We start from the raw sequence: 24,657 nt of genomic DNA on the forward strand, positions 1-24,657 counted from the left end.
TAATAGCCGCTCCCCGCCCCTATCCAGCGCCAGCCCATAGGCGCGAAGGCAAGAGCTTGGCTTCCCAGAACACTCCCGCGCCCACCGCCGTGCCCGCCCTGCGGGTGCGTGATCTCCGCAAAACCTACGACAACGGCACCCAGGCGCTGAAGGGCGTCTCGCTGGACGTGGCCCCGGGCGACTTCTTCGCCCTGCTGGGCCCCAACGGCGCCGGCAAGTCGACCCTGATCGGCATCATCAGCTCGCTGGTGAACCTCAGCGAGGGCCAGGTCGAGGTCTTCGGCAGCGACCTGGTACGCAACCGCAGCGCCACCATGCGCCTGATCGGCCTGGTCCCCCAGGAGATCAACTTCAACCTGTTCGAAAAGCCCTTCGACATCCTGGTCAACTACGCCGGCTTCTACGGCGTGGCGCGTGCCGAGGCCGAGCAGATGGCCGAAGAAGAACTCAAGCGCGCCCACCTGTGGGACAAGGCGCAGGTGATGAGCCGCACCCTGTCCGGCGGCATGAAGCGCCGGCTGATGATCGCCCGCGCGATGATGACCCGCCCGCGCCTGCTGATCCTGGATGAGCCGACCGCCGGCGTGGACATCGAGATCCGCCGCGACATGTGGCGCGTGCTCAAGGAGATCAATGCCGCCGGCACCACGATCATCCTCACCACGCACTACCTGGAAGAAGCCGAGCACCTGTGCCGGAACCTGGCCATCATCAACCACGGCCAGATCGTCACCCAGGGCCCGATGCGCGAACTGCTGGCCAAGCTGGACGTGGAGGGCTTCCTGTTCGACATCGACGGCAGCTTGCCGGCCCAGCTGCCGGAGATCGAGGGCGCGGTCCTGATCGCCACCGACAGCCACACGCTGGACGTGGACATGCCGCGCGCGATGGACCTCAACCGGGTGTTTGAAGCCTTGAACGCCGCCGGTATCCGGGTGCGTTCGATGCGCACCAAGAGCAACCGCCTGGAGGAGCTGTTCGTGCGCCTCACCGGCAACCAGGAGAACGTGGCATGAGCAGCACCCCGACCCCGGTCCTGACCGACGGCCAGCGCAACCGCATCGCACTGATGACCATCGTGCGCCGCGAAGTGGCGCGCATCCTGCGCATCTGGGGCCAGACCCTGGTGCCGCCGGCGATCACCATGACCCTGTACTTCCTGATCTTCGGCGGCCTGATCGGCTCGCGCGTAGGCGAGATGGGCGGCTACAGCTACATGCAGTTCATCGTGCCGGGCCTGGTGATGATGAGCGTGATCCAGAACAGCTACGGCAACATCAGCTCCTCGTTCTTCGGCGCCAAGTTCGGCCGCCACGTGGAGGAGCTGCTGGTCAGCCCGATGCCCAACTGGGTGATCCTGTGGGGCTATGTCTCCGGTGCGGTGCTGCGCGGCCTGATGGTCGGCGTGATCGTGCTGATCATCGCCATGTTCTTCACCCCGGTGCGCATCCCGCACCCGCTGGTGACGCTGACCACGGTGCTGCTGGGCGCAACGATCTTCTCGCTGGCCGGCTTCATCAACGCGGTGTACGCCAAGAAGTTCGATGACGTGGCGATCGTGCCGACCTTCATCCTGACCCCGCTGACCTACCTGGGCGGCGTGTTCTATTCGGTGAAGCTGCTGCCGACCTGGGCCGAAGCGGCCACCCACGCCAACCCGATCTTCTATATGGTCAACGCGTTCCGCTACGGCCTGCTGGGCACCAGCGACGTGCCGCTGTGGGTGGCCTACGCACTGATGATCGGCTTCGTGGTCGCCCTGACCGCGCTGGCCCTGTGGCTGCTGAAGCGTGGCGTGGGGATGCGCAGCTGATGCGCATCCTGATCCTCGGCGCCGGCGGGACCGGCGGTTACTTCGGTGGTCGCCTGGCCCAGGCCGGCGTGGACGTGACCTTCCTGGTGCGCCCGGCGCGCGCGGCGCAGCTGGCGCGCGAGGGCCTGGTGCTGCGCAGCCCGTTGGGCGATGCGACGTTCCCGGTCAAGCACGTCACCGCCGAGGCGCTGCCTGCGCTCGCGCGCGCTGAACCCTTCGATCTGGTGATCCTGAGCTGCAAGGCCTACGACTTGGCCAGCTCGATCGAGGCGATCGCGCCGGCGGTCGGCCCGCGCACCACGGTGCTGCCGATCCTCAACGGACTGCGCCATTACGCGGATCTCGACGCGCGCTTCGGCCGCGACGCGGTACTGGGCGGGCTGTGCTTCATCAGCGCGACCAAAGCCGCCGATGGCGCGGTCGTGCATCTGGCGCCGGCGGCGAAGCTGACCTTCGGCGAGCGCGACGGCACCGGCAGCAGCGCGCGCGTGCTGGCACTGGCGGCGGCCTGCGTGCAGGCCGACGTGGACCACGTCGCCACCGAGGCGATCGGCCAGGAGCAATGGATCAAGTACACCTTCCTGACCACGCTGGCGGCGGCGACCTGCCTGATGCGCGCCGATGTCGGCACGATCGTGGCCACCGATGACGGTGCGACCATCGTTCGGGGCCTGTACGCGGAGTGCGTGGCGGTTGCCGAGGCGGCCGGCGAGCCGATCCCGGCCAAGGCGCGCGAGATCGCGCTGGCCGCGACCACCCAGGCCGGCTCGGCGTTGAAGGCGTCGATGCTGCGCGATCTGGAAGCCGGCCAGCAGGTCGAGGCCGAGCACATCGTCGGCGACATGCTGGTACGCGCACGTGCCGCCGACCAGGCGGCACCGCTGCTGGCCGTGGCTTACGCACACCTGCAGGCCTACCAGCAGCTGCGCGGCGCCTGAGCGCCATGCCGACCGCGCTGCCGGCCCGCGTGGTGGTCCTGGGCCTGGGCTACAGCGGTCGGCATCTGGCGGCGCTGCTGCAGGCACACGGCGTGGCCTGCAGCGGCACCGTGCGTGATCCGGCGCGTGCGCAGGAAGATGGACTGGTCCGCCACCGCCTGGTCGCAGGCGAACCGATCAGCCCGCCCCTGTGCGAGGCGATCCGCACGGCCGAGGCCATCATCTGCTCCGTGCCACCGGATGCAGACGGTGACCCGGCCCTGCGCCTGCTCACCGACGCGCTGAGCGACAGCCCTGCGCTGCGCTGGGTCGGCTATCTCTCCTCCACCGCGGTCTACGCCGACCGCGATGGCGGGTGGGTCAACGAGATGTCTGCCGCCGATGCAACCGATGCGACCGCCCTGAGGCGCCTGCGCGCAGAACAGCAGTGGCAGGCGTTCGCGCGCGCGCGTGGCATCGCCTCGGCGGCGTTCCGGCTGCCGGGCCTGTATGGGCGCGGGCGCAATGTGCTGGTCCAGCTGGCGCAGGGCAAGGCGAGGCAGGTGGTGCGACCGGGGCTGGTGTTCAACCGGCTGCATGTGGAGGATCTGGCCAGCGGCGTGCTGGCGGCGATGCGGCAGCCTGCGGGCGCTGCGCTCTACCTGCTCAGCGATGACGAACCGGCGCCGCCACAGGACGTGCTGGCCTATGCCGCGGCGCTGAGCGGGTGGCCGCTGCCCGCCGCGCAGGCCTGGAATGCACCCGAGGTGGCCACCCCACTGCGCCGCTTCTACAGCAGCAACAAGCGCATCGATGGCCGCAGCACGCGCGCGGCACTGCAGTGGCAGCCGCGGCTCACGACCTATCGCGAAGGCCTGGACGACGCGTGGGCCCACGGCGACGGACGCACTGCCCTGCGCTAGCCCATGACCGTGGGTCGTTGGTCGTGGGCGCCGTACCCATGCGTGGTCCGACACGCGTACCGACCAACGGTCGGTACCTACCCGATCAGGCGACGTCAGGCAGCCGGAAGAACGCGCGCGTCGCGGCGGTGGCATGGGCGGCAGTAACCTCCACGGCTTCGCCGCGATCGCGCGCCAGCTCGTCGACGATGTGCGACAGGAACATCGGCTCGTTGCGGCGGTCCTTCGGCATCGGCTTGAGCGTGCGCGGCAGCAGGTAAGGTGCGTCGGTCTCGATCATCAGGCGGTCGGCCGGGATGTGCTTGACCAGCTCGCGCAGGTGGGCGCCACGGCGTTCATCGCACAACCAGCCGGTGATGCCGATGTACCAGTCCTGGTCCAGGTAATCGAACAGCTCCTGGCGCTCGCCGGTGAAGCAGTGCACCACCGCCGGGCCCAGCTTGCCGTCGAAGTTCTTCATCTGCGCCATGAAATCGGCGTGCGCATCGCGCTGGTGCAGGAACAGCGGCTTGCCGTTCTCGGCGGCGAGCTGCAGCTGGCGCTCGAAGGCGCGGTGCTGCGCCGGGCGCGGCGAGAAATCGCGGAAGTAGTCCAGCCCGCACTCGCCCACCGCCACCACCTCGGCGTGCGCATGCAGCGCGCGCATCTCCGCGTCGCACTCGTCGGTGTATTCCACCGCATGGTGCGGATGCACGCCAGCGGTGGCGTACAGGACGCCGGGATGCTGGCGGGCCAGCGCCAGCGCCATCGGCGAATGCTCGCGGCTGGCGCCGGTGATGATCATCTGTGCCACCCCGGCCTCGCGGGCACGCGTCAGCACGGCGTCGCGGTCGCGATCAAAGGAATCGTGGGTGAGGTTGGCGCCGATATCGATCAGTTGCATGGGGGCTACAGGACGAATGAACCCGCCCATTCTACCGTGCTGCCCCGCGATGCCCCGGCGAGCACGTCTCGCCGGCCTCGCCTGCGCCCCGTATCCTTGCCGCATGACGCCCCCGATGTTCCCGATTTCCACGCTGCTGCCGCAGCTCCTGACCACGCTGGAGCACGGCCCCCGGCTGGTGCTGGAAGCGCCACCCGGCGCCGGCAAGACCACCCAGGTGCCACTGGCCCTGCTGGATGCGCCGTGGCTGGAAGGCCGCAGGATCATCATGCTGGAGCCACGCCGCGTGGCCGCGCGCAGCGCCGCGCAGTTCATGGCGCGACAGCTGGGCGAGAACGTCGGTGAGACCGTCGGCTATCGCATCCGCTTCGAGAACAGGATCTCCGCGCGGACCCGGATCGAGGTGGTGACCGAAGGCATCCTGACCCGCATGCTGCAGGACGATCCATTGCTGGAGGGCGTGGGCGCGCTGCTGTTCGATGAGTTCCACGAGCGCCATCTGGCCGCCGATCTGGGCCTGGCGCTGGCGCTGGATGTGCAGTCGCAACTGCGCGAGGACCTGCGCATCGTGGTGATGTCGGCCACCCTGGATGGCGAGCGGCTGGCGCAGTTCCTCGATGCGCCCCGGCTGAGCAGCGAAGGCCGCAGCTTCCCGGTGACGATCGCGCATTTCCCCGCACGCCGCGACGAAGCGCTGGAACCGCAGGCGCGCCGCGCGGTGGAGCAGGCGTTGGCCGAGCATCCCGGCGACGTGCTGGTGTTCCTGCCCGGGCAGCGCGAGATCGCGCGCGTGCAGACCGCGCTGCAGTCCGTGCTCGATCCCGCCGTGCAGGTACTGCCGCTGCACGGCGAACTGCCGGTGGACCAGCAATCGCAGGTGCTGCAGCCCGATCCCGGCGGGCGCCGCCGGGTGGTGCTGGCCACCAACGTGGCCGAATCGTCGGTCACCCTGCCCGGCGTGCGCGTGGTGATCGATGCGGGACTCGCCCGCGAGCCACGCTACGACCCCAACAGCGGCTTCGCGCGCCTGGATGTGGTCAACATCGCACAGGCCTCGGCCGATCAGCGTGCCGGCCGCGCGGGCCGTGTCGCCGAGGGCTGGGCCTGGCGGCTGTGGCCGCAGTCGCAGCGGCTGGAGGCACAGCGTCGGCCCGAGATCGCGCAGGTGGAACTGGCCTCGCTGGCGCTGGAGCTGGCCGCCTGGGGCAGCGACGACCTGCGCTTCGTCGATACACCGCCGGCCGGTGCATTGGCCGCCGCCCGTGAACTGCTGCAGCGCCTGGGCGCGCTCAGCGACAGCGGCACGCTGACCCCACTGGGCCGCCGGATGCTGACCCTCGGCACGCATCCGCGGCTGGCCGCGATGCTGATGGCAGCTGGCACGGGTGTCGAACAGGCCTTGGCCTGCGATCTCGCCGCGCTGGTGGAAGCGCGCGATCCGCTGCGCCAGGGTGGGGATGCCCTCGCCGCGCGGTGGCGTGCGCTGGCAGCGTTCCGTCAGGGGCGCGTGCCGCACGATGCCAACCGCGGTGGCCTGGCCACCATCGATGCAGCCAGCAAGCAATGGCGGCGACGCCTGCGCTGTGATTCCGCACCCCCTGCGTCGGTCGAGGCGCATCAGCTCGGCGACCTGCTCGCGCATGCTTTCCCGGACCGGATAGCCGCCCGCCATCCCACCGATCCGCTGCGCTACCTGCTGGCCAATGGGCGTAGCGCGCGCCTGTTCGATCCCAGCGATCTGCGTGGCGAGCCCTGGCTGGTGGCCGTGGAGCTGCGCTACGAAGCACGCGACGCGTTGCTGCTGCGTGCCGCGCCGGTGGACGAGAACCGTCTGCGCCGTGATTTCCCAGAGCGCTTTAAACAAGAGGACGTGGTGCGCTGGGACGGTGAGAAGCGCGCGCTGGTCGCGCGCCGCGAAACCCGCTTCGATCGCATCGTGCTGGACAGCCGCTCGGCCGGCCGGGTGGATCCCGCGCACGCTGCGCAGGCACTGACCGATGCCGTTGCCGAACTCGGGCTGGATGCATTGCCGTGGACGGACGGTCTGCGCCAGTGGCAGGCACGTGCACTGGCGGTGCGCGCGTGGATGCCGGAGCTCGAACTGCCGGATGTCTCCGATGCAGCGCTGATGGCGACGCTGCCGGCCTGGCTGACGCCCGCGTTCAACGGCAGGACACGCCTGGACGCGCTCGACGAATCCACCTTGGGTGAAGCGCTGAAATCCCCCCTGCCGTGGGCGCAACGCCAGCTGATCGATCGCCATGCCCCGGTCCGCATCACCGTGCCCTCTGGCATGGAACGTCTGATCCACTACGCGCTCGATGCCGATGGCGTCACGCCGCAGGCGCCGGTGCTGGCCGTCAAACTGCAGGAACTGTTCGGCCTGAGCGACACCCCGCGCATCGCCGATGGCCGCATCCCGCTGACCCTGCATCTGCTCTCCCCTGGCGGCCGCCCGCTGCAGGTTACCCAGGACCTGCGCAACTTCTGGGCGAACACGTACGCGGAAGTAAAGAAGGAAATGAAGGGCCGCTATCCCAAGCATCCGTGGCCGGATGATCCGTGGACGGCAACCGCGACGCACCGGGCCAAGCCACGGGGGACGTGAGCGCGGCTCCGTGGTGATGCGTTCCCCATTCATGGCTGCCACCTGACCAGCGTCATGGGCCCCGCTGACCCCCACTGCGCCCAGCCGTTACAGTCGTGACCTGGCCGTCGCTGGCGGATAACACGCCCTACACGGCCATCGCGCGACACTGGATCAGAACCGAGGCAAAGGACCCCCCATGAGCAGATTGACCGTGATTACCGACCGCGCCCTCGAGCGCGCCCTGGACATCGCCAGCACCGCTGGTGACGGCCTCAAGCATGCCGGCAGCAACCTGCGCCACTTCGGCCCGCAGGCCACCGACTGGATCAAGACCGGTGCCGCGCTCGGCGCGGTCAAGACCGGCAGCAAAGTGGCTGCCAAGGTCGTGCGCCGCAATCCGGCCGTGACCATCGCCGCCGCGGCCGTCGGCGTGGGCCTGCTGGGCTACGCGCTGTACCGCAAGCAGCAGAAGAAAAAGCTCGCCAACGGTGGCGTGGTGAACGGCCAGGCGCAGCGCATCAGCGCCCGCAACCGCCGCAACGACACGGTGGTGGATGAAACCAGCGATATCGGCAGCGACGCCTGATCCGTTGACGCATCACTGCATGCGTATCGAAGCCGCCGGCCTTGCCGGCGGTTTTTTATTGCGGCACGACGACGCACCGCGTGGCGCTACCGGATTTCCCGCCATTGGCCGGGTTGCAGATCGCCGATCGCATGCGCGCCCATGGAGACGCGCACCAGTCGCAGCGTCGGCAAGCCGACCGCCGCGGTCATCCGCCGCACCTGCCGGTTGCGCCCCTCGCGCAGCGTGATCGCCAGCCACGCATCGGGCACCGTCTTGCGGAAACGGACCGGCGGCGTGCGCGGCCACAGTTCAGGCGGGGGCTCCAGGCGCTCGACACCCGCCGGCAGTGTGGGGCCATCGTTGAGCAGCACACCACGGCGCAATGCCTGGAGCTGTTCATCGGTTACCGTGCCTTCCACCTGCACCCAATAGGTTTTGTCGGCCTTGTGCCGCGGATCGGTCAACTGGTGGGCCAGACCGCCGTCATCGGTGAGCAGCAGCAGGCCTTCGCTGTCGTAATCCAGTCGCCCCGCTGCGTACACCGCCGGTGGCAGCCCGAAACCGGCCAAGGTCGCGCGCGGCGGCTGGCTGCGGTCGGTGAACTGGCACAGCACGTTGAACGGTTTGTTGAAGGCGATCAGCATCGGGGCAACAGCGGCGGTGGGGTGGCCCATTGTCCCATCCCCGTGCCGCCGCCGCGAACGGCGGCGAACGTCAGCCGTTGATCTTCATTCTGAGCAGGACGCGCGGGCGGTAACCCGCGCGCGGTGTCTTACTTGCCCGGCTTCACGAAGCGCAGCGTCATCCGGTCGCTTTCACCGATCGCCTGGTACTTGGCCTCGTCGGCGGCGTCATGCTGGTTGGTCGGCGGCAGCGTCCACACGCCGTTCGGGTAATCCTTGGTATCGCGCGGGTTGGTGTTGATCTCGCTGCTGCCGGCCAGTTCGAAACCGGCGGCCTTGGCCATCGCGATCACCTGCTGCTGGCCCACGTAACCGGTCTTGTCGTCGGCCGGCACATCCGCCTTGGCACGGTGCTCGACGACGCCGAGCACGCCGCCCGGCTTAAGCACCGAGAAGAAGCCCTTGAACATGCCTTCGGCCTGGCCGCTGCTGCGCCAGTTGTGCACGTTGCGGAAGGTCAGCACCACATCGGCCGAGTTGGCCGTACCGAACACCGGCGCCTTCGGGTCATAGGCAACCACGCGGCTCTTGCCGAACACGCTGGCGTCGCCGGCGAACTTCTTTTCCAGGCTGTCACGGCTGCGCTGCTGGTAATCGCGGCCACGCCCTTCCGGCACGGCCATCGGATCGACCACGGCGGCCACGTACTGGCCCTGGTCGTGCAGCAGCGGCGCAAGGATTTCGGAGTACCAGCCGTTGCCCGGGGTGATCTCGATGACGGTCTGGCCCGGTGCGACACCGAAGAACGACAGCGTCTGTGCCGGATGGCGGTACGCATCACGCTTGACGTTGGCCGGATCGCGGCGGCTGTCCTGCACGGCCTTCTGCACGGCCGGGGTGATCGCGACCTGCGCGTTCGGGCCAGCGGGCTTGATCGCCATCGCGGGCGCGGCAAGCATCAGGGTGGAGACAGTGAACAGGCAGGCACAGGTCAACGAACGGGCTTTCATCGGCGGGGCTTCCGGTAGCGGGATGCGGCGAGACTAGCAGCCAAGCGTGCACAGGTGTTCACAAAACGTTAGTGCGACGCAGCAATCCGGAACACTGTTTTGTGCCTGCTGCCGCAACGCTGTCACTACGCCGGCCGTATCCTGTGGAAACGATTCCCAGGGAGAACATCACCCATGACTGCTACGCGCGAACTCGGTCGTTCCGGCCTCCATGTCGCCCCCATCGCCTTCGGCGGCAATGTCTTCGGCTGGAGTGCGGACGAGAAGACCTCCTTCGCCCTGCTCGATGCCTTCGTCGAGTCCGGCTTCAACCTGGTCGATACCGCCGATGTCTATTCGGCATGGGTGCCGGGCAACCAGGGCGGTGAATCGGAAACCATCCTGGGCCGCTGGTTCAAACACAGTGGCAAGCGTGACAAGGTGGTGCTGGCGACCAAGGTGGCCAAGTGGTCCGAACACCCGGGCCTGTCCGCCGACAACATCACCGCGGCGGTGGAGGACTCGCTGCGCCGCCTGCAGACCGACGTGATCGATCTGTACCAGGCGCACGAGGATGATGAATCCACCCCGCTCGAATCCACGCTGGCGGCCTTCGGTCGCCTGATCGAACAGGGCAAGGTGCGCGCGATCGGTGCCTCCAACTACAGCGCCGAGCGCCTGCGCGATGCCTTGAAGGTCTCGGCCGACTACAAGCTGCCCCGCTACGAGACGCTGCAACCGGAGTACAACCTGTACGACCGTGCCGGCTACGAAGCCGGGCTGGAAGCGGTGGTGCGCGAAGCGCAGCTGGGCGTGATCAGCTACTACTCGCTGGCCAGTGGCTTCCTCAGCGGCAAGTACCGCAGTGCCGCCGATGCGGGCAAGAGCAGCGCGCGCGGCCAGAGTGTGGTGGACAAATACGTCAATCCGCGCGGCCTGCGCATCCTCGCCGCGCTGGACGATGTGGCCAGCACGCATGGCGTGAGCCCCTCGCAGGTGGCGATCGCGTGGTTGATCGCACGCCCGGGCATCACCGCGCCGATCGTCAGCGCCACCAGTGTCGAGCAGTTGAAGGATGTGCTGGCGGCCGCGAACGTCGCGCTGTCGACGCAGGATGTGCAGCAGCTGGATGCGGCGAGCGCCGAACAGGGCTGAGCACACCGCCCTGTGTGACGGACAGCCGCCGCAGGGCGGCTGTGTCCGTCCGGGGCGGGCGTTCCGTTTCCAGTCCGGGCTCGCTCGTCTTATCGGCTTGCCCGGCTGTCTTCGGCGACCAGCGCGTGGTGCAGGCTCACGCCAGCGCGCACGCCTTCGGCACTGGCCAGGCTGATGTTGCCGACCAGCGTTGCGTCGCCCGCGGCGTAAATGCCGGGCACGCTGGTCTGCTTGCCCGCGTCGACCTGGACCAGCACACCGATCGGGCTGTCCTCCAGCGCGCAGCCCAGCTGCTCGACCAACGGCGTGCCCATGTGCTGCCCCGCGGTGACGAACAGCGCGCGCAGTTCGATCCGGCGGCCATCGGCGAGCACGGCCGCGCTCAATGCGGGTGCTTCACCTTCCAGCCCGGTCACCGCCTCGTGCTCGATGCTGACCCCGCGATGCTGCAGGGCGGCGAGTTCCTCCGGCGCCAGTGTCATGCCGTGCGCGAACAGGGTGACGTTGCCCCAGTCCGCGAGCAACGCGGCCATCGTCGCGGATTTCTCATGCCCGCCCAGCAGGCCGATCGCACCGCCGCCGATTTCATAGCCATGGCAGTACGGGCAATGCACCACGCTGTGGCCCCAGCGTTCGGCCAGCCCAGGCAGTTCCGGCAGCGCATCGCGGATGCCGGTTGCCAGCAGCAGCTTGCGCGTGGCCCAGGTGTCACCGTTCGCGGTGCCGACCACGAAACCATCCACGGTCGGCTGGGCCGTGCAGACCGTGTCACTGATCCAGCGCACGGTGGGATAGTCCAGCAACTGCGCCTTGGCGTTGCGCAGCAGCTCGGCGCCGGCGATGCCATCCTGGCCGAGGACACCGTGGGAATGTGCGGCGAAGCGGTTGCGTGGCAGGCCGCTGTCGATCACCAGCACCTCGCGGCGCGCACGCGCCAGGATCAGGGCAGCGGACAGGCCGGCGAAACTGCCGCCGACGACAATCGCATCAAGCGTCATGGGGAACTCCTGCAGCGTGGTGAGCCAGGTGGCGGGCGAATTCCTCGCCCAACGTGGCCAGGGTGGTGTCGCGCAGGCGGGCCTCGAGCAGGGCCTGGGCCTGGCGGTAACTGTCGTCGAGTGCCTCGTTGACCACGCGCTGCACCGGGCAGCCGCGTCCGGTCTCGCGTGCGCCGGTGTGCAGCAGGGCGGGCGCACCGATGGCGAGATACACATCGTGCAGCGTGATCTGCGCCGGCGCCCGGGCGAGTTGGGCGCCGCCCCCGTGGCCACGCACGGTCGTCACCAGGCCGCCCTTGTTCAGGGCCGACAGCAGACGCCGGATCACCACGGGATGGGTCGGCAGGCAAGTAGCGAGCTGTTCGGAGGTGCGCGGGCCGTCCTGGCCGACCAGATGGGCCATCACGTGCAGCGCGTCGGAAAACTGGTTGCTGGATTTCATGTAACAACGATAGTTACATATTGATTGCCTGTCCAGTCCTGTTTCGTTCCATTTTTAGCTTACTTCCGCATACACGCAGCCTTCACAACATTGAATGGAACGCGAAGCGTGATTGGCGTCGCACTTCAGGGTGTCCCCAACAGACCGATACCGCATCGCCCTTCCTTACTTTTGATCTCTCATGACGTCCTCCGCACCGGCGCGTCCACGCGCCCTGAGTCTTCAATTCAAACTGCTGGGCGCGCTGTCGCTCGGCCTGGTCATCATCGTGCTGGCCGCCTTGGCCGGGCTGGGCTCGGCCTGGCGGCACCTGGCGGCCGAGGTGCCCGTCGAGGTCGCTCGCAAGGCACAGGCCGAGCTGCTGCAGCGCGGGTTCCGCCTGCAGGTGCAGGAGTGGAAGAACGTGTTGATCCGCGGTGCCGATGACGCCCAGCGCGAGCGCCACCTGGCCGCGTTCACTGCGGAAGGACGCCGCATTGAAGCCCTGGCCGGCACGCTGGCGACCAGCCGCGACGAACAGACACGCACGCTGGCCAACCGGTTCCTGGCCGAGCACCGCGCATTGGAGGCCCGCTACCGCGGCGCGCTGGAGGCGTTCGCGTCCAGTGGCTATGACACCCAGGCCGGCGACGCGCTGGTGCTCGGGGCCGACCGTGCCGTGGGTACCACCTTGGATGCACTGGCTGCGCGGGCCAGCGAGCGCGCGGCGTACGAGACCAACGCCACTTCCGAGCGCGCCCGCGAAGCGCTGGTCGCCTCGGCGATCGTCACGGCACTGGCGGCGGTGCTGCTGCTGGTCGCGCTTACCGTGTGGCTGCGGCGCGCGGTGATCGCCCCGGTGGTCGCGGTGGAAGCGGCGGCACGCGCGGTGGCACGCGGTGATCTGGAGCATGTCGTGGTGGTGCGCAGCCACGACGAGATCGGTCGCCTCGGCACCGCGATGCGCGCGGTGACCCAGACCCTGAAGGACGTGCTGGCCGCGCAGGCGACCATGGCACAGCGCCACGACGCCGGTGAGATCAGCTACCGCATGGACGCCACGGCATTCCCCGGCGGCTATGGGCAGATGGTGCGCGACACCAACACCCTGGTCGCCAACCACATCCAGGTGAAGCTGCGGGCGATCGAGATCATGGGCCACTACGCGGTCGGTGATCTGTCGGTGGACATGGAGCGCCTGCCCGGCGAGAAGGCGGTGATCACCCAGGCACTGGATACGGCCAAGGCCAACCTCGGTGCGATCAATGCCGAGATCAAGCGGCTGGCCGAGGCCGCCGCCGTGGGCGATTTCAGCCAGCGCGGCGATGAAGCGCGTTATCAGCACGACTTCGGCGAGATGGTCGGCGGCCTCAACCGCCTGATGCACACCACCGAGCAGGACCTGGGCGAGGCCTCGCGCGTGCTCCAGGCGATCGCCGGCGGTGATCTCAGCGCGCGCATGCACGGCGACTTCCATGGCGTGTTCGCGCGCATGCGCGATGACATGGCGCGCACCACCGGTCAGCTGGCCACCATCGTCGGCGACATCAAGCAGGCCGCGCAGTCGATCCAGACCGCGGCCGGCGAGATCGCCGCAGGCAACAGCGATCTGTCGCGCCGTACCGAACAGCAGGCGGCCAACCTGGAAGAGACCGCCGCCTCGATGGAGGAACTCACCTCCACCGTGCGCCAGAACGCCGAGCATGCGCGCCGGGCCAACCAGCTCGCGATCAACGCCGCGTCGGTCGCCATGCAGGGCGGCGAGGTGGTTGGCGAGGTGGTCACCACGATGGGGGCGATGCAGTCGTCGTCGCGGCAGATCGCCGAGATCATCGGCGTCATCGACGGCATCGCGTTCCAGACCAACATCCTCGCGCTCAACGCCGCCGTCGAAGCGGCACGCGCCGGCGAGCAGGGCCGCGGCTTCGCGGTGGTCGCCAGCGAAGTGCGCACGCTGGCGCAGCGCTCGGCCGGTGCGGCCAAGGAGATCAAGGGGCTCATCGATCGGTCGGTCGCCGATGTCGACCGCGGCGCGGTACTGGTGCAGCAGGCCGGCCGGACCATGGGCGAGATCGTCGGCAGCGTGCAGCACGTCACCGACATCATGGCCGACATCGCGGCCGCGTCGCAGGAGCAGTCGGCCGGGATCGAACAGGTCAACCAGACCGTGGTGCAGATGGATGAGACCACGCAGCAGAATGCGGCCTTGGTGGAGGAAGCCTCGGCGGCGGCGCGCAGCATGGAAGCGCAGGCGGTGGCCTTGAATGCCGCGGTGGATGTGTTCGTGCTGGATGCGCGGCGCGGTGCGCCGACCGGATGGGTCCGGGCCGCATGAGGCAGGCGTGGTGCCGGCCAGCGGTCGGCACTACCGGACGTAGGGCGTACCGACCATGGCCTCGGCCAGATGGTCGAGGAACGAACTGATCCGCGCCGACACTGCCGTGTTGCGGTAGTACACGGCGTGGATCGGCTGGCGGACCTCCACGGTGAGTTCCGGCAGCAGTTGGACCAGCGTGCCCGCCTCACGGTCGCGATCGGTCATGAAGTCGGACAGGCTCACGATGCCGACCCCTTCCAGCGCCAGCTGGCGCAGCGTTTCGCCACTGGAGACCGCCACCGCCGGACGGACATGCAGCAGTGCATCGGTCGCACCGGGCAGCGGCCAGTGGTTGAGCGAATCAGGCTCGTTGAAACCGAGCAGGGTGTGCTCGCCCAGCGCCGCCACATCGCGCGGGGTGCCATGCTGCTCAAGGTAGGCCGGGCTGGCCATCACCCGCAGGCGGCTGTGGGCCAGCGGCCGCGCGTGCAGGGTGGAATCGGCCAGCGGCCCGATCCGGATCGCCACATCGGTGCGCCGCTCCAGCAGGTCGATGTAGCGCTCGCTGCTGTTGAGCTCCAGCGCCACCTCGGGATAACGCGCGCGGTAACCCGCTACCAGCGGGGCGATCACGTGCAGGACGAACGGCATCGCCGCATCCACGCGCAGTCGTCCGGCCGGGCGCTCGCGGCGGGCGGCGATCTGCTCTTCGGCGGCCTCCACCGAAGCCACGATGGCGCGGGCCTGGGCCAGGAAGGCATCGCCCTCCTCGGTCAACTGCAGGCGCCGGGTGGTACGGGTCAGCAACGTGGTGCCGAGCTTTTCCTCCAGCCGGCCCAGCGCGCGGCTGACCCCGGAGGTGGTCTGGCCCAGCTGTTCGGCGGCGGCGGTGATCGAGCCGCTGTCGATCACGGCGATGAAGGCCTGCATCTCATCAAGGGTGGTTTTCATGGCGGTGGCGCGGCGGAGGTGCCCCATTATTGACCATGGGGCAACAGTGATTGGCGTGAAGGCCGCTTTTTCCGCAAGAGTGCGGCGCGCAGACTGCGCAGCCTTACTTCCCACCGGTATCCGTCCATGTCCCGTGGTATCCCCTTGGCCTTGTTGGCGCTGACGCTGGGTGCGTACGCCATCGGCACGACTGAATTCGTCATCGTCGGCCTGATCCCGACCATCGCCGCCGACCTCGGCGTCACCCTGCCCTCGGCCGGCCTGCTGGTATCGCTGTACGCGCTGGGCGTGGCGGTCGGTGCGCCGGTGCTCACCGCGCTGACCGGCCGGGTGCCGCGCAAGACGCTGCTGGTGGCGCTGATGCTGCTGTTCACCCTCGGCAACGTGATCGCCTGGATGGCACCGGGCTACGGCTCGCTGATCGTGGCGCGCGTCCTGACCGGCCTGGCGCACGGCGTGTTCTTCTCGATCGGCTCGATCATCGCCACCTCGGTGGTGCCCAAGGAGAAGGCGGCCAGCGCGATCGCGATCATGTTCACCGGCCTCACCGTGGCCTTGGTCACCGGCGTGCCGCTGGGCACCTTCATCGGCCAGCACCTGGGCTGGCGCGCCACCTTCCTGGCGGTGGCCGCGCTCGGCGTGATCGCGCTGATCGGCAGCCTGCTGTTCGTGCCGCGCAATCTCCAGCGCAGCGAGCCGGCCACGTTCGGCCAGCAGCTCTCCGTGCTGGCGCAGCCGCGCCTGCTGCTGGTGTATGCGATCACCGCGCTCGGTTACGGCGGCACCTTCCTGTCCTTCACCTACCTGGCCTCGATCCTGCAGGACGTGACCGGTTTCTCGGCCAATGCGGTCAGCGGCGTGCTGCTGGTCTACGGCGTGTCGGTGGCGATCGGCAACCTGTGGGGCGGCCGCCTGGCCGACCGCCGCGGCCCGATCCCGGCGCTGAAGCTGATCTTCGCGTTGCTGGCCGCCGTGCTGTTCGTGCTCACCTTCACCGCCTACAACACCTGGCTGGTGCTGCTGACCGTGCTGGCGCTGGGTGCGGTGGCGTTCGGCAACGTACCGGGGCTGCAGGTGTACGTGGTCAAGCAGGCACAACGTTTCGCCCCGCAGGCCGCCGATGTGGCCTCCGGCCTGAACATCGCCGCGTTCAACGTCGGCATCGCACTCGGCGCGTCGCTGGGCGGCCTGGTGGTCGATCACTTCGGCCTGATGCACACCCCGTGGCTGGGCGCGCTGGTGGTGATGGGCGCCTTCGGCCTGACCGCGTTGAGCGGGCGCCTGGACCGCCGCGATGGGGTTGCCGACCGTGCCGAAGGCATCACCGTGAGTGCGCATTGAGGGATTCCGGTCGCGGACCCGTGACAGCAGCCGACCAACGGTCGGCTCTACCTGACAGCCGAGCAACGATTCGTTTCACGCAACCGCAGCCGGCCAACGGTCGGCTCTACGTCGCTTTACGGTGCACGGCGTAGCCTGCACCTCACCCCATGAAGGAGTTTCCATGAACATTCCCGCATTCGGCCTCGGCACCTTCCGCCTGAAGGGCCAGACCGTGATCGACTCGGTGCGCAACGCACTGGACGTTGGCTACCGCGCCATCGATACCGCGCAGATCTACGAGAACGAGGCCGAGGTCGGCCAGGCCATCGCCGAGTCCGGCGTGGCCCGCGATGATCTGTTCCTCACCACCAAGATCTGGATCGCCAACTTCCATCACGACGCGCTGCTGGAAAGCCTGCGCGAGAGCCTGCGCAAGCTGCGCACCGACCATGTCGAACTGACCCTGATCCACTGGCCGTCGCCGAAGGATGCCGTGCCGATGGCCGAGTATCTCGGTGCGCTGGCCGAGGCCAAGTCGCAGGGCCTGACCCGGCAGATCGGCATCTCCAACTTCACCATCGCCCAGACCCGCCAGGCCATCGAGATCCTGGGTGCCGACGCGATCGCCACCAACCAGATCGAAGTCCATCCGTACCTGCAGAACCGCGCGTTGATCGCGTTCCTGAAGGACCAGGGCATCCATGTCACCACGTACATGAGCCTGGCCTACGGCGAAGTGCTCAAGGACCCGGTGATCCAGGCCATCGCCGAGCGCCACCAGGCCACCCCGGCCCAGGTCGCGCTGGCGTGGGCATTGCAGCAGGGCTACGCGGTGATTCCGTCCTCGACCAAGCGCGAGAACCTGGCCGGCAACCTGCTGGCGGCCGAGTTGCGCTTGAGCGATGAGGACATGGCGCAGATCGCCACGCTGGATCGCGGGCATCGCCTGGCCAATCCGGAGGGGATCGCCCCGGCCTGGGATTGATCGGTAGCGCCCGACCGTTGGTCGGGCGTGGATGGTGCGTGCCGACCAAGGGTCGGCGCCTACCGGAGCAACCAGTCCCGCATTGCCGCGCTGACCTCGTCGGGCTTTTCCATCGGGGCCAGATGCCCACAGTCGGGCAGCACGACCAGGTTCGAGTGCGGCACCAGCGCATGCATCTCCTCGCTGATCGCCAGCGGGGTGATGCGGTCGTTCGCACCGCACACGATCAACAGCGGATCGCGATACCCGGCCAGCACGTCATGGCCATCCACCCGATCCAACGCACTCTGCCGCAGGAACACGTCCGCGCCCAGCCGCGCCGTCATGTCGCGCACGCGCTGGACCAGCACGTAGTCATCCAGCCGCGAGGCGTCGATATAGCTGCGCATCAGCGTGTCACCGAAGCCGTGGAATTTCCCGGGCAGGCGCACGCTGGCCCGCTGCGTCTGGCGTTGCCTGGCACGCTCGGGCGAGTCGGCATGGATCGAGGTGTCGATCAGGGCCAGCCGCAGCACCCGTTCCGGCGCGGTGCGCAGGATCGCCTGCGCCACGAAGCCACCCAGCGAGAATCCCGCCAGGGCAAAACGCGCCGGTGCCTGTGCCAGCACGTCCTCGACCACCGCCTGCATCGTCCCGCCGCGGGTCTGGTCGCCGACGATGCACTCGGCGATATCGGACAGGTCGGCGATCTGCGCACGCCAGAGTTCAGCGTCGTTGAGCAGGCCGGGGAGCAGCAACAGGGGGATACGATCAGTCATGCCGTATTGTCGCCCCGCCCGCGTGCCCACGCCGTACCGCGATCGGCTCAGTGCGTTGCAGGATCGGGTGCCTGCGGTACCTGCACTTCCTGCACGGGCAGGGTCACCACCATCACCGTCGAATCGTCCGGGTCGAGCCGGGTCTTGAAGCCGAGGCTCTGGCACATCGCCAGCATGGTGCTGTTCTCGCGCAGCACCTGGCCTTCGATGATGTTCAGGCCGAGCCACTGGGCGTACTCGATCATGATCGCCATCAGCCGCCAGCCGATACCGTGGCCCTTGAGGTCGGAGCGGATCAGGATGCCGTACTCGCCGCGGTCGTAGTCCGCATCGGCGTGCAGGCGCACCGCGCCGAGCATGTCGCCACTGCGCGGGTCGATCGCCACCAGGGCGATGGAGCGCGCGTAGTCGAGCTGGGTCAGGCGGGCGATGAATTCGTGGCTGAAATGCTTCACCGACTGGAAGAAACGCAGGCGCAGGTCGTCATCGGTGACGCGGGCAAAGAAGGCGCGGAACAGCGCGTCATCCTCGGGGCGGACCGGACGCACGAAGGCGGGGGCACCGTCGGACAGGGTAATGGTGCGCTCCCACTCCTTCGGGTACGGGAACACCGCGAAACGCGGATGGCCGCGGCCCTTGTGCAGCTTGCGCGACGGTGCGATCGCCACGCGCGCATCCAGCGCGATCACGCCGTCGCGGTCGGCCAGCAGCGGATTGATGTCGAGCGTGCGGATCTCGGAAATGTCGGCGGCGAGCTGGGCGAGCTTGACCAGGATCAGCGCGACCGCACGTTCGTCGGCGGCCGGGACATCGCGGTAGGCCTTGAGGATGCGCGACACGCGCGTGCGTCCGATCAGTTCGTGCGACAGGCGCAGGTCCAGCGGTGGCAGGGCGATGGCTTTGTCATCGATCACTTCCACCGCCGTGCCGCCGCGGCCGAACACGATCACCGGGCCGAAGGTCGGGTCGTCGGCGATGCCGGCGATCAGCTCGCGCGCCTTGGGCCGCACGATGGTCGGCTGCACCAGCACGCCATCGATGCGCGCATCGGGCCGTTTCTCGTGCGCACGCGCGATGATCGAGGTGGCCGCCGCATGCACCGACTGCAGGGTGCTGAGGTTCAAGCGCACCCCGTCGACATCGGACTTGTGCGGAATGTCGGCCGAGAACACCTTGATCGCGACCGTGGCGCCCTGCTCCAGCAACGGCTGCGCCAGGTCCATCGCCTCATGGGCATCGCGTGCCTGCATCACCGGTGCGGACGGAATGCCGTAGGCATTGAGCAGCTGGTGGGTGGCGATCGGGTCCAGCCACTGCTGGCCGGCGGCGAGCGCAGCCTCCACCAGCGCGCGGGCGCCGGCGGTATCGACCACGAAATCCTCGGGCAGGCTGGGTGGGGTTTCCATCAACGCAGCCTGCGCGTCACGGTAACGCACCAGATGCTGGAAGCCGCGCACGGCCTCGGCTTCGGTCGGGTAGGTCGGCACGCGTGCGGCATTGAGCGTGGCAGTGGCGCGGTCGTCGTTGCCCAGCCACACCGCGAACACCGGCTTGTCGCGGTGATGGCGCGGGCGCAGGCCGAGCGTGCGGGTCAGCGCCTGCGCGGCATCGGCCGAGGAGGTGAACGCGGTGGGCACGTTGACCACCAGCACCGCGTCGTTCTCGGTATCGGACATCAGCGCTTCGATCGCGGCGGCATAGCGGTCGCCGTCGGCATCAACGACGATGTCGACCGGATTGCTGCGCGACCAGCCCTGCGGCAGCACCGCATCGAGCTGGGCGACGGTGGTCGGCGACAGCTCGGCCAGGCTGCCGCGCAGGGCCAGCAGCTGGTCCACCGCCAGCCGCCCGACCCCGCCGCCATTGCTGAGGATCGCCAGTCGACGACCGGGGATCGTGCCGAGCCGGCCCAGCGTTTCGGCGGCGGTAAACAGTTCGTCCAGCGCGCTCACGCGCAGCAGGCCCGCGCGGTTGAACGCCGCGCCGTAGACCGCATCGGCGCTGGCCAGCGCCTGCACGTGGGTATCGGCATCGGGATTGATGCGGATGTGGCGGCCGGATTTGACCACCACCACCGGCTTGGCGCGCGCGGCGGCACGCGCGGCCGACATGAACTTGCGCGCATCGCGGATGTGTTCGACGTAGAGCAGGATCGCGCGGGTGCGGTAATCGGTGGCGAAGTAATCGAGCAGGTCGCCGAAATCGACATCCAGCGTGTCGCCGAGCGAGACCACGGCGGAGAAACCGACCGAGCGCGCCACGCCCCACTCCACCAGGGCCGCGGCGATCGCGCTGGATTCGGAGATCAGGGCCAGGTCACCGGCCTGCGGGAAATGCGCGGCAATGCTGGCGTTCAAGCGCGCATGCGGGGCGATCACGCCCAGGCAGTGCGGGCCGAGGATGCGCAGGCCCTTGGGCCGTGCGGCCGCCTCCACCTGTGCGGCCAGCGAGCCCGGGCCCTCGCCCAGGTTGGCGGTGAGGATGATCGCCGCACTGACACCGCGCTCGGCGGCCGTGGCCACCACCTGCGGCACGATGCTGGCCGGGGCAGTGATCACCACCAGCTCGGGCACCCAGTCCAGGTCCTTGAGCCGCTTCACGGTGCGGATGCCATCGATCTCGCTGTAACGCGGATTGATCCAGGCGACCTTGCCAGGGAAGCCGGTACCGCGCAGGTTGCGCATCACCGCCCGGCCAGCGGAACGTTCACGCGGGCTCCCGCCGATCACGGCGACCGACTGCGGGCGGAAGACGGCTTGCAGGTGGTAGGTGCTCATGCGACCAGACAGTAACAGGGACGGAGGTGATTAATAATCACCCCCGTCCCTGTTATTAACGACCTCCGTCCCCGTTAACGGTCCCCGTTAACGTCCCCGTTAAAGGAGGGTGCCGCGCAGGATCATCGCGGCGATGCTGAAGTAGATGACCAGGCCGGTGACGTCGACCAGGGTGGCCACGAACGGGGCCGAGGCACTGGCCGGGTCGAAGCCCAGCCGCTTGAGGATGAAGGGCAGCATCGAGCCGGACAGCGAGCCGAAGGTGACGATGCCGACCAGGGCCGCGCCGATGGTCAGTGCCAGCAGCTGCCAGTGGTCGCCGTAGTCGTGCAGGCCCAGCAGCTGCCAGGACACGATGCGGATGATCGCCAGCACGCCCAGGATCGCGCCCAGGGTGATCCCGGTCGGCACCTCGCGCAGCGCCACCTTCCACCAGTCGCGCAGGCGCAGCTCGCGCAGGGCCAGGCTGCGGATCAGCAGCGAGGTCGCCTGCGAGCCGGAGTTGCCGCCCGAGCTCATGATCAGCGGAATGAACAGCGTCAGCACCACCGCGCGCGCCAGTTCGTCTTCGTAGTGCTGCATCGCACTGGCGGTCAGCATCTCGCCGAGGAACAGCACGCTCAGCCAGCCGGCGCGCTTGCGCAGCATCTCGAAGAACCCGATCTGCATGTACGGCTTTTCCAGCGCTTCCATGCCGCCGAACTTGTGCACGTCCTCGGTCGATTCCTCGATCAGGGCATCGAGGATGTCGTCCACCGTGACGATGCCCAGCACATGGTGCTGCGCATCCACCACCGGGATCGCGAGCAGGTCGTGGCGGCGGATCAGCTGCGCCACTTCTTCCTGGTCGAGCTGCACATCCACCGTCACCGGCGGATTGACCTGGGCGACGTCGAGGATGGGCTCCTCCGGCAGCCCGGTGATCAGCCGGCGCATGGTGACCACCTGGACCAGGGCGCGGGTATGCGGGTCCAGCACATAGATCGCGTACACCGTCTCGCGGGTGCGCTCGACCTCGCGGATGTGCTGCAGGGTGCGGCCGACCGTCCAGTCCGAGGGCACGCTGACGAACTCGGTGGTCATCAGTGCGCCGGCGGTATGCGCCGGGTAGCTCAGCAGCTGCTGGATCGCCTTGCGGGCCTCGGGGCTGAGCAGCGGGATCAGGCGCGCGCGCTCGTCCTCGTCCAGCTCGTGGACGATATCGGTGGCGCGGTCATCGGCCATCAGGCCGAGCAGGGCAGCGGCGCGGGCCACGGGCATCGCTGCCACCAGGTCGCCACTGCGGTTGAGCTCGGGCTGCTCGAGCATTTTCACCGCGCGCGGCAACGGCAACGCGGCCAGCGTGTCGGCGGCGCGCGACAGGCTCAGCGTGTTGAGGAATTCCACCGCATCGGCGGTGTTGAAATTATCGAGGGGTGCGCTCAACGAGGCGGCATCGGCCACCGGGCGCAGCAGGTCTTTCTGGTTCATCGTATTCGCCTGTGGGTATCGCATTGCGCGACGCCAACGCTGGCGAACCGACCCGTATCAGGCGGTAGCCATCGCTGGCGTCGAGCAAGGTCGACTTCTACTGTCGCTGGACATGGGTTGGGGACTCCGGATGGGTTTACTGCCGACGGCGGACGCCAGCAGCGGCGGGCAGTCTGGACCCGGCTGTGACGCAGGTCAACCCTCGTGCCGCACGCCGTTCGGGTGGCAGTGGCCTTCGACACCCATGGCGGCCGCATAATGGTGCGTGGCCCGGCCACAGGCCCCGGATGCCGGGGAGGCTTTCCACCCGCACGGCACACGATCCCATGAGCAGGTTCTTCCATGCATAGCGGCGCGCTCGAGCTGGCCCTGGTGCTGCTGCTGGCCGCGGTGATCGCAGTGCCGGTGTTCAAGAAGCTCGGCCTGGGCGCGGTGCTCGGCTATCTGGCCGCCGGCGTGGTACTGGGGCCGGATGGCCTGGGCTTCGTGCAGGATGCCGATCGCATCCTCAGCGCCGCCGAGATCGGCGTGGTGATGCTGCTGTTCGTGATCGGGCTGGAGCTGTCCCCCGCGCGCCTGAAGGTGATGCGCCGCTCGGTGTTCGGTGCCGGCGCGCTGCAGGTGGCGTTGAGTGCCCTCGTGCTCGGCAGCCTGCTGATGCTCGATCACTTCCAGTGGAAGAGCGCGTTGATCGTCGGCATCGCGCTGGCGCTGTCCTCCACCGCGGTCGGCCTGCAGCTGTTGTCCGAGCACAAGGCGATCAACAGCGATTACGGCCGGCTCGGCTTTGCCATCCTGCTGTTCCAGGACCTGATCGCGATCCCCTTGCTGGCGGCGATTCCGCTGCTGGGCGGCGCGCGCAACGACACCCTGCAGTGGAATGACGTGGCCATCGCGATCGGGGCCTTGGCCGTGGTGATCCTGTGCGGCCGGCCGGTGCTGCGCCGGCTGTTCAACATCATCGCGCGCACGCGCAGCCCGGAAGTGTTCACCGCAACGGCGCTGCTGGTGGTACTGGGCACCGCGTGGTTCATGCAGGAGGCCGGCCTGAGCCCCAGCCTGGGTGCGTTCCTGGCCGGCGTGCTGCTGTCCGATTCCGAATTCCGGCATGAACTGGAATCGCAGATCGAGCCGTTCAAGGGCCTGCTGCTGGGGCTGTTCTTCATCGCGGTGGGCATGGGCATCGACCTGGACCGCATCGTCGCCGAGCCGATGATGATCGCCGCCGGGGTGGCGATCCTGCTGGTGGTGAAGTTCGGCCTGCTGTTCGGGATCGGCAAGCTGGCCAAGCTGCGTACCCGCCACGCGGTGCTGCTGGGCAGCGTGCTGTGGCTGGGCGGCGAGTTCGCCTTCGTGGTGTTCAACGAAGCGCAGCGCGCGCATCTGCTGGGCAGCGCCAACCATGATCGGCTGGTGGCGATCGTGGGTCTGTCGATGGCGATCACCCCACTGCTGATGATCGGCCTGATCCGGCTGCTGGGCCGCGACGAGGGCCCCAAAGCGGCTGCGCAGCCGGCCGACAAGGTCGACATCGAGGATGTGCAGCCAACGGTGATGATTGCCGGCATGGGCCGCTTCGGCCAGGTGGTGGCGCGCCTGCTGACCGCGCAGAAGATTCCGTTCGTGGCGCTGGAGTCGAACCCGGACACGGTCTCGGACCTGCGCCGGTTCGGCAACAAGCTCTATTACGGCGATCCGACCCGGCCGGAAATGCTGCGTGCCGCCGGTGGCGAGCACATCCGGGTCTACGTGGTCACCCTCGATGATCCGGACGCCAACATGCGCGCCACGCGGCTGATCCGGCGCATGTATCCGGATGCGGTGGTGCTGGTGCGCGCACGCAACCGCCAGCATGCGTGGCGGCTGATGGACATGTCCGCCGAGCCGTTCCGCGAGGTGTTCGGCACCAGCCTGGAGCTGAGCGAGCGGATGCTGATCGCACTGGGCATGTCGGTGGACACCGCGCGCAGCCATGTGCAGCGCTTCCGCGAGCATGATGAGAAGCTGCTGCGCGACCAGTACCTGGTCTACGACGACGAAGCGGCGGTCATCCAGACCTCGCGCGACGCGCGCGCGGATCTGATGCATCTGTTCGAGGCGGATGCGGAGAGTGATGGGAAGGGCGCGGACGACGATCCGCCACGTTGATGGCCCTGCAACCGGCACCGGGCAGCGCCCGGTGCGACACCTGGCGGC

The 24,657-nt window shown here is 68.4% G+C and carries 20 protein-coding genes; 11 read left to right on the forward strand and 9 right to left on the reverse strand.

Annotated features, from left to right (window positions below):
* The first annotated feature begins 56 nt into the window (after positions 1–56).
* Genes AC07WC_RS14295 through AC07WC_RS14310 form a run of 4 tightly spaced genes read left to right on the forward strand, consistent with a single transcriptional unit; the run spans position 57 to position 3,653 of the window.
* Positions 57–1,016, forward strand: coding sequence for an ABC transporter ATP-binding protein (locus AC07WC_RS14295; protein WP_495210584.1), 960 nt, complete (start codon positions 57–59; stop codon positions 1,014–1,016).
* A complete protein-coding gene (locus AC07WC_RS14300; protein ID WP_019185458.1) occupies positions 1,013–1,813 on the forward strand; it encodes an ABC transporter permease in 801 nt (266 codons plus the stop codon). Before AC07WC_RS14295 ends, AC07WC_RS14300 begins: the two co-directional genes overlap by 4 nt.
* Complete coding sequence (gene panE, locus AC07WC_RS14305) at positions 1,813–2,751, forward strand: 2-dehydropantoate 2-reductase (RefSeq protein ID WP_495210585.1); 939 nt, start codon at positions 1,813–1,815, stop codon at positions 2,749–2,751. Before AC07WC_RS14300 ends, panE begins: the two co-directional genes overlap by 1 nt.
* A 5-nt stretch (positions 2,752–2,756) precedes the next feature.
* A complete protein-coding gene (locus AC07WC_RS14310) occupies positions 2,757–3,653 on the forward strand; it encodes a Rossmann-fold NAD(P)-binding domain-containing protein (protein WP_495210586.1) in 897 nt (298 codons plus the stop codon).
* 85 nt (positions 3,654–3,738) lie between these two features.
* Here AC07WC_RS14310 and AC07WC_RS14315 read toward each other — a convergent pair whose 3' ends face one another.
* Positions 3,739–4,536: a TatD family hydrolase gene (locus tag AC07WC_RS14315; protein WP_495210587.1), complete on the reverse strand. Its 798-nt coding sequence runs from the start codon at positions 4,534–4,536 to the stop codon at positions 3,739–3,741.
* Between the two features lie 103 nt (positions 4,537–4,639).
* Between AC07WC_RS14315 and hrpB the strand changes: the two genes are divergently transcribed.
* Both hrpB and AC07WC_RS14325 read left to right on the forward strand, forming a co-directional pair.
* The gene (gene hrpB / locus AC07WC_RS14320; protein ID WP_495210588.1) at positions 4,640–7,144 is read left to right on the forward strand and encodes an ATP-dependent helicase HrpB; all 2,505 of its coding nucleotides are present in this window, start codon (positions 4,640–4,642) and stop codon (positions 7,142–7,144) included.
* A 178-nt stretch (positions 7,145–7,322) separates the two neighbouring features.
* Positions 7,323–7,712, forward strand: coding sequence for a hypothetical protein (locus AC07WC_RS14325; RefSeq protein WP_019185464.1), 390 nt, complete (start codon positions 7,323–7,325; stop codon positions 7,710–7,712).
* A gap of 86 nt (positions 7,713–7,798) precedes the next feature.
* Here AC07WC_RS14325 and AC07WC_RS14330 read toward each other — a convergent pair whose 3' ends face one another.
* The gene (locus tag AC07WC_RS14330) at positions 7,799–8,338 is read right to left on the reverse strand and encodes a pseudouridine synthase (protein WP_495210677.1); all 540 of its coding nucleotides are present in this window, start codon (positions 8,336–8,338) and stop codon (positions 7,799–7,801) included.
* Between the two features lie 128 nt (positions 8,339–8,466).
* Positions 8,467–9,327, reverse strand: coding sequence for a class I SAM-dependent methyltransferase (locus tag AC07WC_RS14335; RefSeq protein WP_495210589.1), 861 nt, complete (start codon positions 9,325–9,327; stop codon positions 8,467–8,469).
* 174 nt (positions 9,328–9,501) lie between these two features.
* Between AC07WC_RS14335 and AC07WC_RS14340 the strand changes: the two genes are divergently transcribed.
* Complete coding sequence (locus AC07WC_RS14340) at positions 9,502–10,461, forward strand: aldo/keto reductase (RefSeq protein ID WP_495210590.1); 960 nt, start codon at positions 9,502–9,504, stop codon at positions 10,459–10,461.
* Positions 10,462–10,550: 89 nt separating this feature from the next.
* Here the strand turns inward: AC07WC_RS14340 and AC07WC_RS14345 are convergent, their stop codons facing one another.
* The gene (locus AC07WC_RS14345; RefSeq protein ID WP_495210591.1) at positions 10,551–11,459 is read right to left on the reverse strand and encodes an NAD(P)/FAD-dependent oxidoreductase; all 909 of its coding nucleotides are present in this window, start codon (positions 11,457–11,459) and stop codon (positions 10,551–10,553) included.
* Positions 11,449–11,901 (reverse strand): Rrf2 family transcriptional regulator, encoded by a 453-nt coding sequence (locus AC07WC_RS14350; protein WP_495210592.1) that lies wholly within the window; start codon positions 11,899–11,901, stop codon positions 11,449–11,451. Before AC07WC_RS14350 ends, AC07WC_RS14345 begins: the two co-directional genes overlap by 11 nt.
* Positions 11,902–12,082: 181 nt before the next feature.
* Between AC07WC_RS14350 and AC07WC_RS14355 the strand changes: the two genes are divergently transcribed.
* Positions 12,083–14,215 carry a methyl-accepting chemotaxis protein gene (locus AC07WC_RS14355; protein ID WP_495210593.1) on the forward strand — a complete coding sequence of 711 codons (2,133 nt, stop codon included), beginning with the start codon at positions 12,083–12,085 and terminating at the stop codon, positions 14,213–14,215.
* 30 nt (positions 14,216–14,245) lie between these two features.
* Here the strand turns inward: AC07WC_RS14355 and AC07WC_RS14360 are convergent, their stop codons facing one another.
* Positions 14,246–15,148 carry a LysR substrate-binding domain-containing protein gene (locus tag AC07WC_RS14360; RefSeq protein WP_495210594.1) on the reverse strand — a complete coding sequence of 301 codons (903 nt, stop codon included), beginning with the start codon at positions 15,146–15,148 and terminating at the stop codon, positions 14,246–14,248.
* Positions 15,149–15,274: 126 nt separating this feature from the next.
* On the opposite strand from AC07WC_RS14360, the gene AC07WC_RS14365 reads away from it, so the two are divergent.
* A complete protein-coding gene (locus tag AC07WC_RS14365; protein ID WP_495210595.1) occupies positions 15,275–16,489 on the forward strand; it encodes an MFS transporter in 1,215 nt (404 codons plus the stop codon).
* A gap of 163 nt (positions 16,490–16,652) precedes the next feature.
* The gene (gene dkgB, locus AC07WC_RS14370; RefSeq protein WP_495210596.1) at positions 16,653–17,456 is read left to right on the forward strand and encodes a 2,5-didehydrogluconate reductase DkgB; all 804 of its coding nucleotides are present in this window, start codon (positions 16,653–16,655) and stop codon (positions 17,454–17,456) included.
* Between the two features lie 59 nt (positions 17,457–17,515).
* Here the strand turns inward: dkgB and AC07WC_RS14375 are convergent, their stop codons facing one another.
* The 3 genes from AC07WC_RS14375 to mgtE form a co-directional block, all read right to left on the reverse strand.
* The gene (locus AC07WC_RS14375) at positions 17,516–18,214 is read right to left on the reverse strand and encodes an alpha/beta fold hydrolase (RefSeq protein WP_495210597.1); all 699 of its coding nucleotides are present in this window, start codon (positions 18,212–18,214) and stop codon (positions 17,516–17,518) included.
* A 47-nt stretch (positions 18,215–18,261) separates the two neighbouring features.
* Positions 18,262–20,991, reverse strand: coding sequence for a bifunctional acetate--CoA ligase family protein/GNAT family N-acetyltransferase (locus tag AC07WC_RS14380; RefSeq protein ID WP_495210598.1), 2,730 nt, complete (start codon positions 20,989–20,991; stop codon positions 18,262–18,264).
* A gap of 99 nt (positions 20,992–21,090) precedes the next feature.
* On the reverse strand, positions 21,091–22,461 hold the full coding sequence (mgtE, locus tag AC07WC_RS14385; RefSeq protein WP_495210599.1) for a magnesium transporter: 1,371 nt from the start codon (positions 22,459–22,461) through the stop codon (positions 21,091–21,093).
* Between the two features lie 342 nt (positions 22,462–22,803).
* Here mgtE and AC07WC_RS14390 point away from each other — a divergent pair, with 342 nt between their 5' ends.
* Positions 22,804–24,609, forward strand: coding sequence for a monovalent cation:proton antiporter-2 (CPA2) family protein (locus AC07WC_RS14390; RefSeq protein WP_495210600.1), 1,806 nt, complete (start codon positions 22,804–22,806; stop codon positions 24,607–24,609).
* Positions 24,610–24,657 lie beyond the last annotated feature (48 nt).

This window comes from Stenotrophomonas sp. GW821-FHT01H02A (assembly GCF_059422145.1).

Coding starts and splice junctions, on each gene's coding strand:
- AC07WC_RS14300 (WP_019185458.1), top strand. CDS start 1,013: ATGAGCAGCACCCCGACCCCGGTCCTGACCGACGGCCAGCGCAACCGC.
- panE (WP_495210585.1), top strand. CDS start 1,813: ATGCGCATCCTGATCCTCGGCGCCGGCGGGACCGGCGGTTACTTCGGT.
- AC07WC_RS14310 (WP_495210586.1), top strand. CDS start 2,757: ATGCCGACCGCGCTGCCGGCCCGCGTGGTGGTCCTGGGCCTGGGCTAC.
- AC07WC_RS14315 (WP_495210587.1), bottom strand. CDS start 4,536: ATGCAACTGATCGATATCGGCGCCAACCTCACCCACGATTCCTTTGAT.
- hrpB (WP_495210588.1), top strand. CDS start 4,640: ATGACGCCCCCGATGTTCCCGATTTCCACGCTGCTGCCGCAGCTCCTG.
- AC07WC_RS14325 (WP_019185464.1), top strand. CDS start 7,323: ATGAGCAGATTGACCGTGATTACCGACCGCGCCCTCGAGCGCGCCCTG.
- AC07WC_RS14330 (WP_495210677.1), bottom strand. CDS start 8,338: ATGCTGATCGCCTTCAACAAACCGTTCAACGTGCTGTGCCAGTTCACC.
- AC07WC_RS14335 (WP_495210589.1), bottom strand. CDS start 9,327: ATGAAAGCCCGTTCGTTGACCTGTGCCTGCCTGTTCACTGTCTCCACC.
- AC07WC_RS14340 (WP_495210590.1), top strand. CDS start 9,502: ATGACTGCTACGCGCGAACTCGGTCGTTCCGGCCTCCATGTCGCCCCC.
- AC07WC_RS14345 (WP_495210591.1), bottom strand. CDS start 11,459: ATGACGCTTGATGCGATTGTCGTCGGCGGCAGTTTCGCCGGCCTGTCC.
- AC07WC_RS14350 (WP_495210592.1), bottom strand. CDS start 11,901: ATGAAATCCAGCAACCAGTTTTCCGACGCGCTGCACGTGATGGCCCAT.
- AC07WC_RS14355 (WP_495210593.1), top strand. CDS start 12,083: ATGACGTCCTCCGCACCGGCGCGTCCACGCGCCCTGAGTCTTCAATTC.
- AC07WC_RS14360 (WP_495210594.1), bottom strand. CDS start 15,148: ATGAAAACCACCCTTGATGAGATGCAGGCCTTCATCGCCGTGATCGAC.
- AC07WC_RS14365 (WP_495210595.1), top strand. CDS start 15,275: ATGTCCCGTGGTATCCCCTTGGCCTTGTTGGCGCTGACGCTGGGTGCG.
- dkgB (WP_495210596.1), top strand. CDS start 16,653: ATGAACATTCCCGCATTCGGCCTCGGCACCTTCCGCCTGAAGGGCCAG.
- AC07WC_RS14375 (WP_495210597.1), bottom strand. CDS start 18,214: ATGACTGATCGTATCCCCCTGTTGCTGCTCCCCGGCCTGCTCAACGAC.
- AC07WC_RS14380 (WP_495210598.1), bottom strand. CDS start 20,991: ATGAGCACCTACCACCTGCAAGCCGTCTTCCGCCCGCAGTCGGTCGCC.
- mgtE (WP_495210599.1), bottom strand. CDS start 22,461: ATGAACCAGAAAGACCTGCTGCGCCCGGTGGCCGATGCCGCCTCGTTG.
- AC07WC_RS14390 (WP_495210600.1), top strand. CDS start 22,804: ATGCATAGCGGCGCGCTCGAGCTGGCCCTGGTGCTGCTGCTGGCCGCG.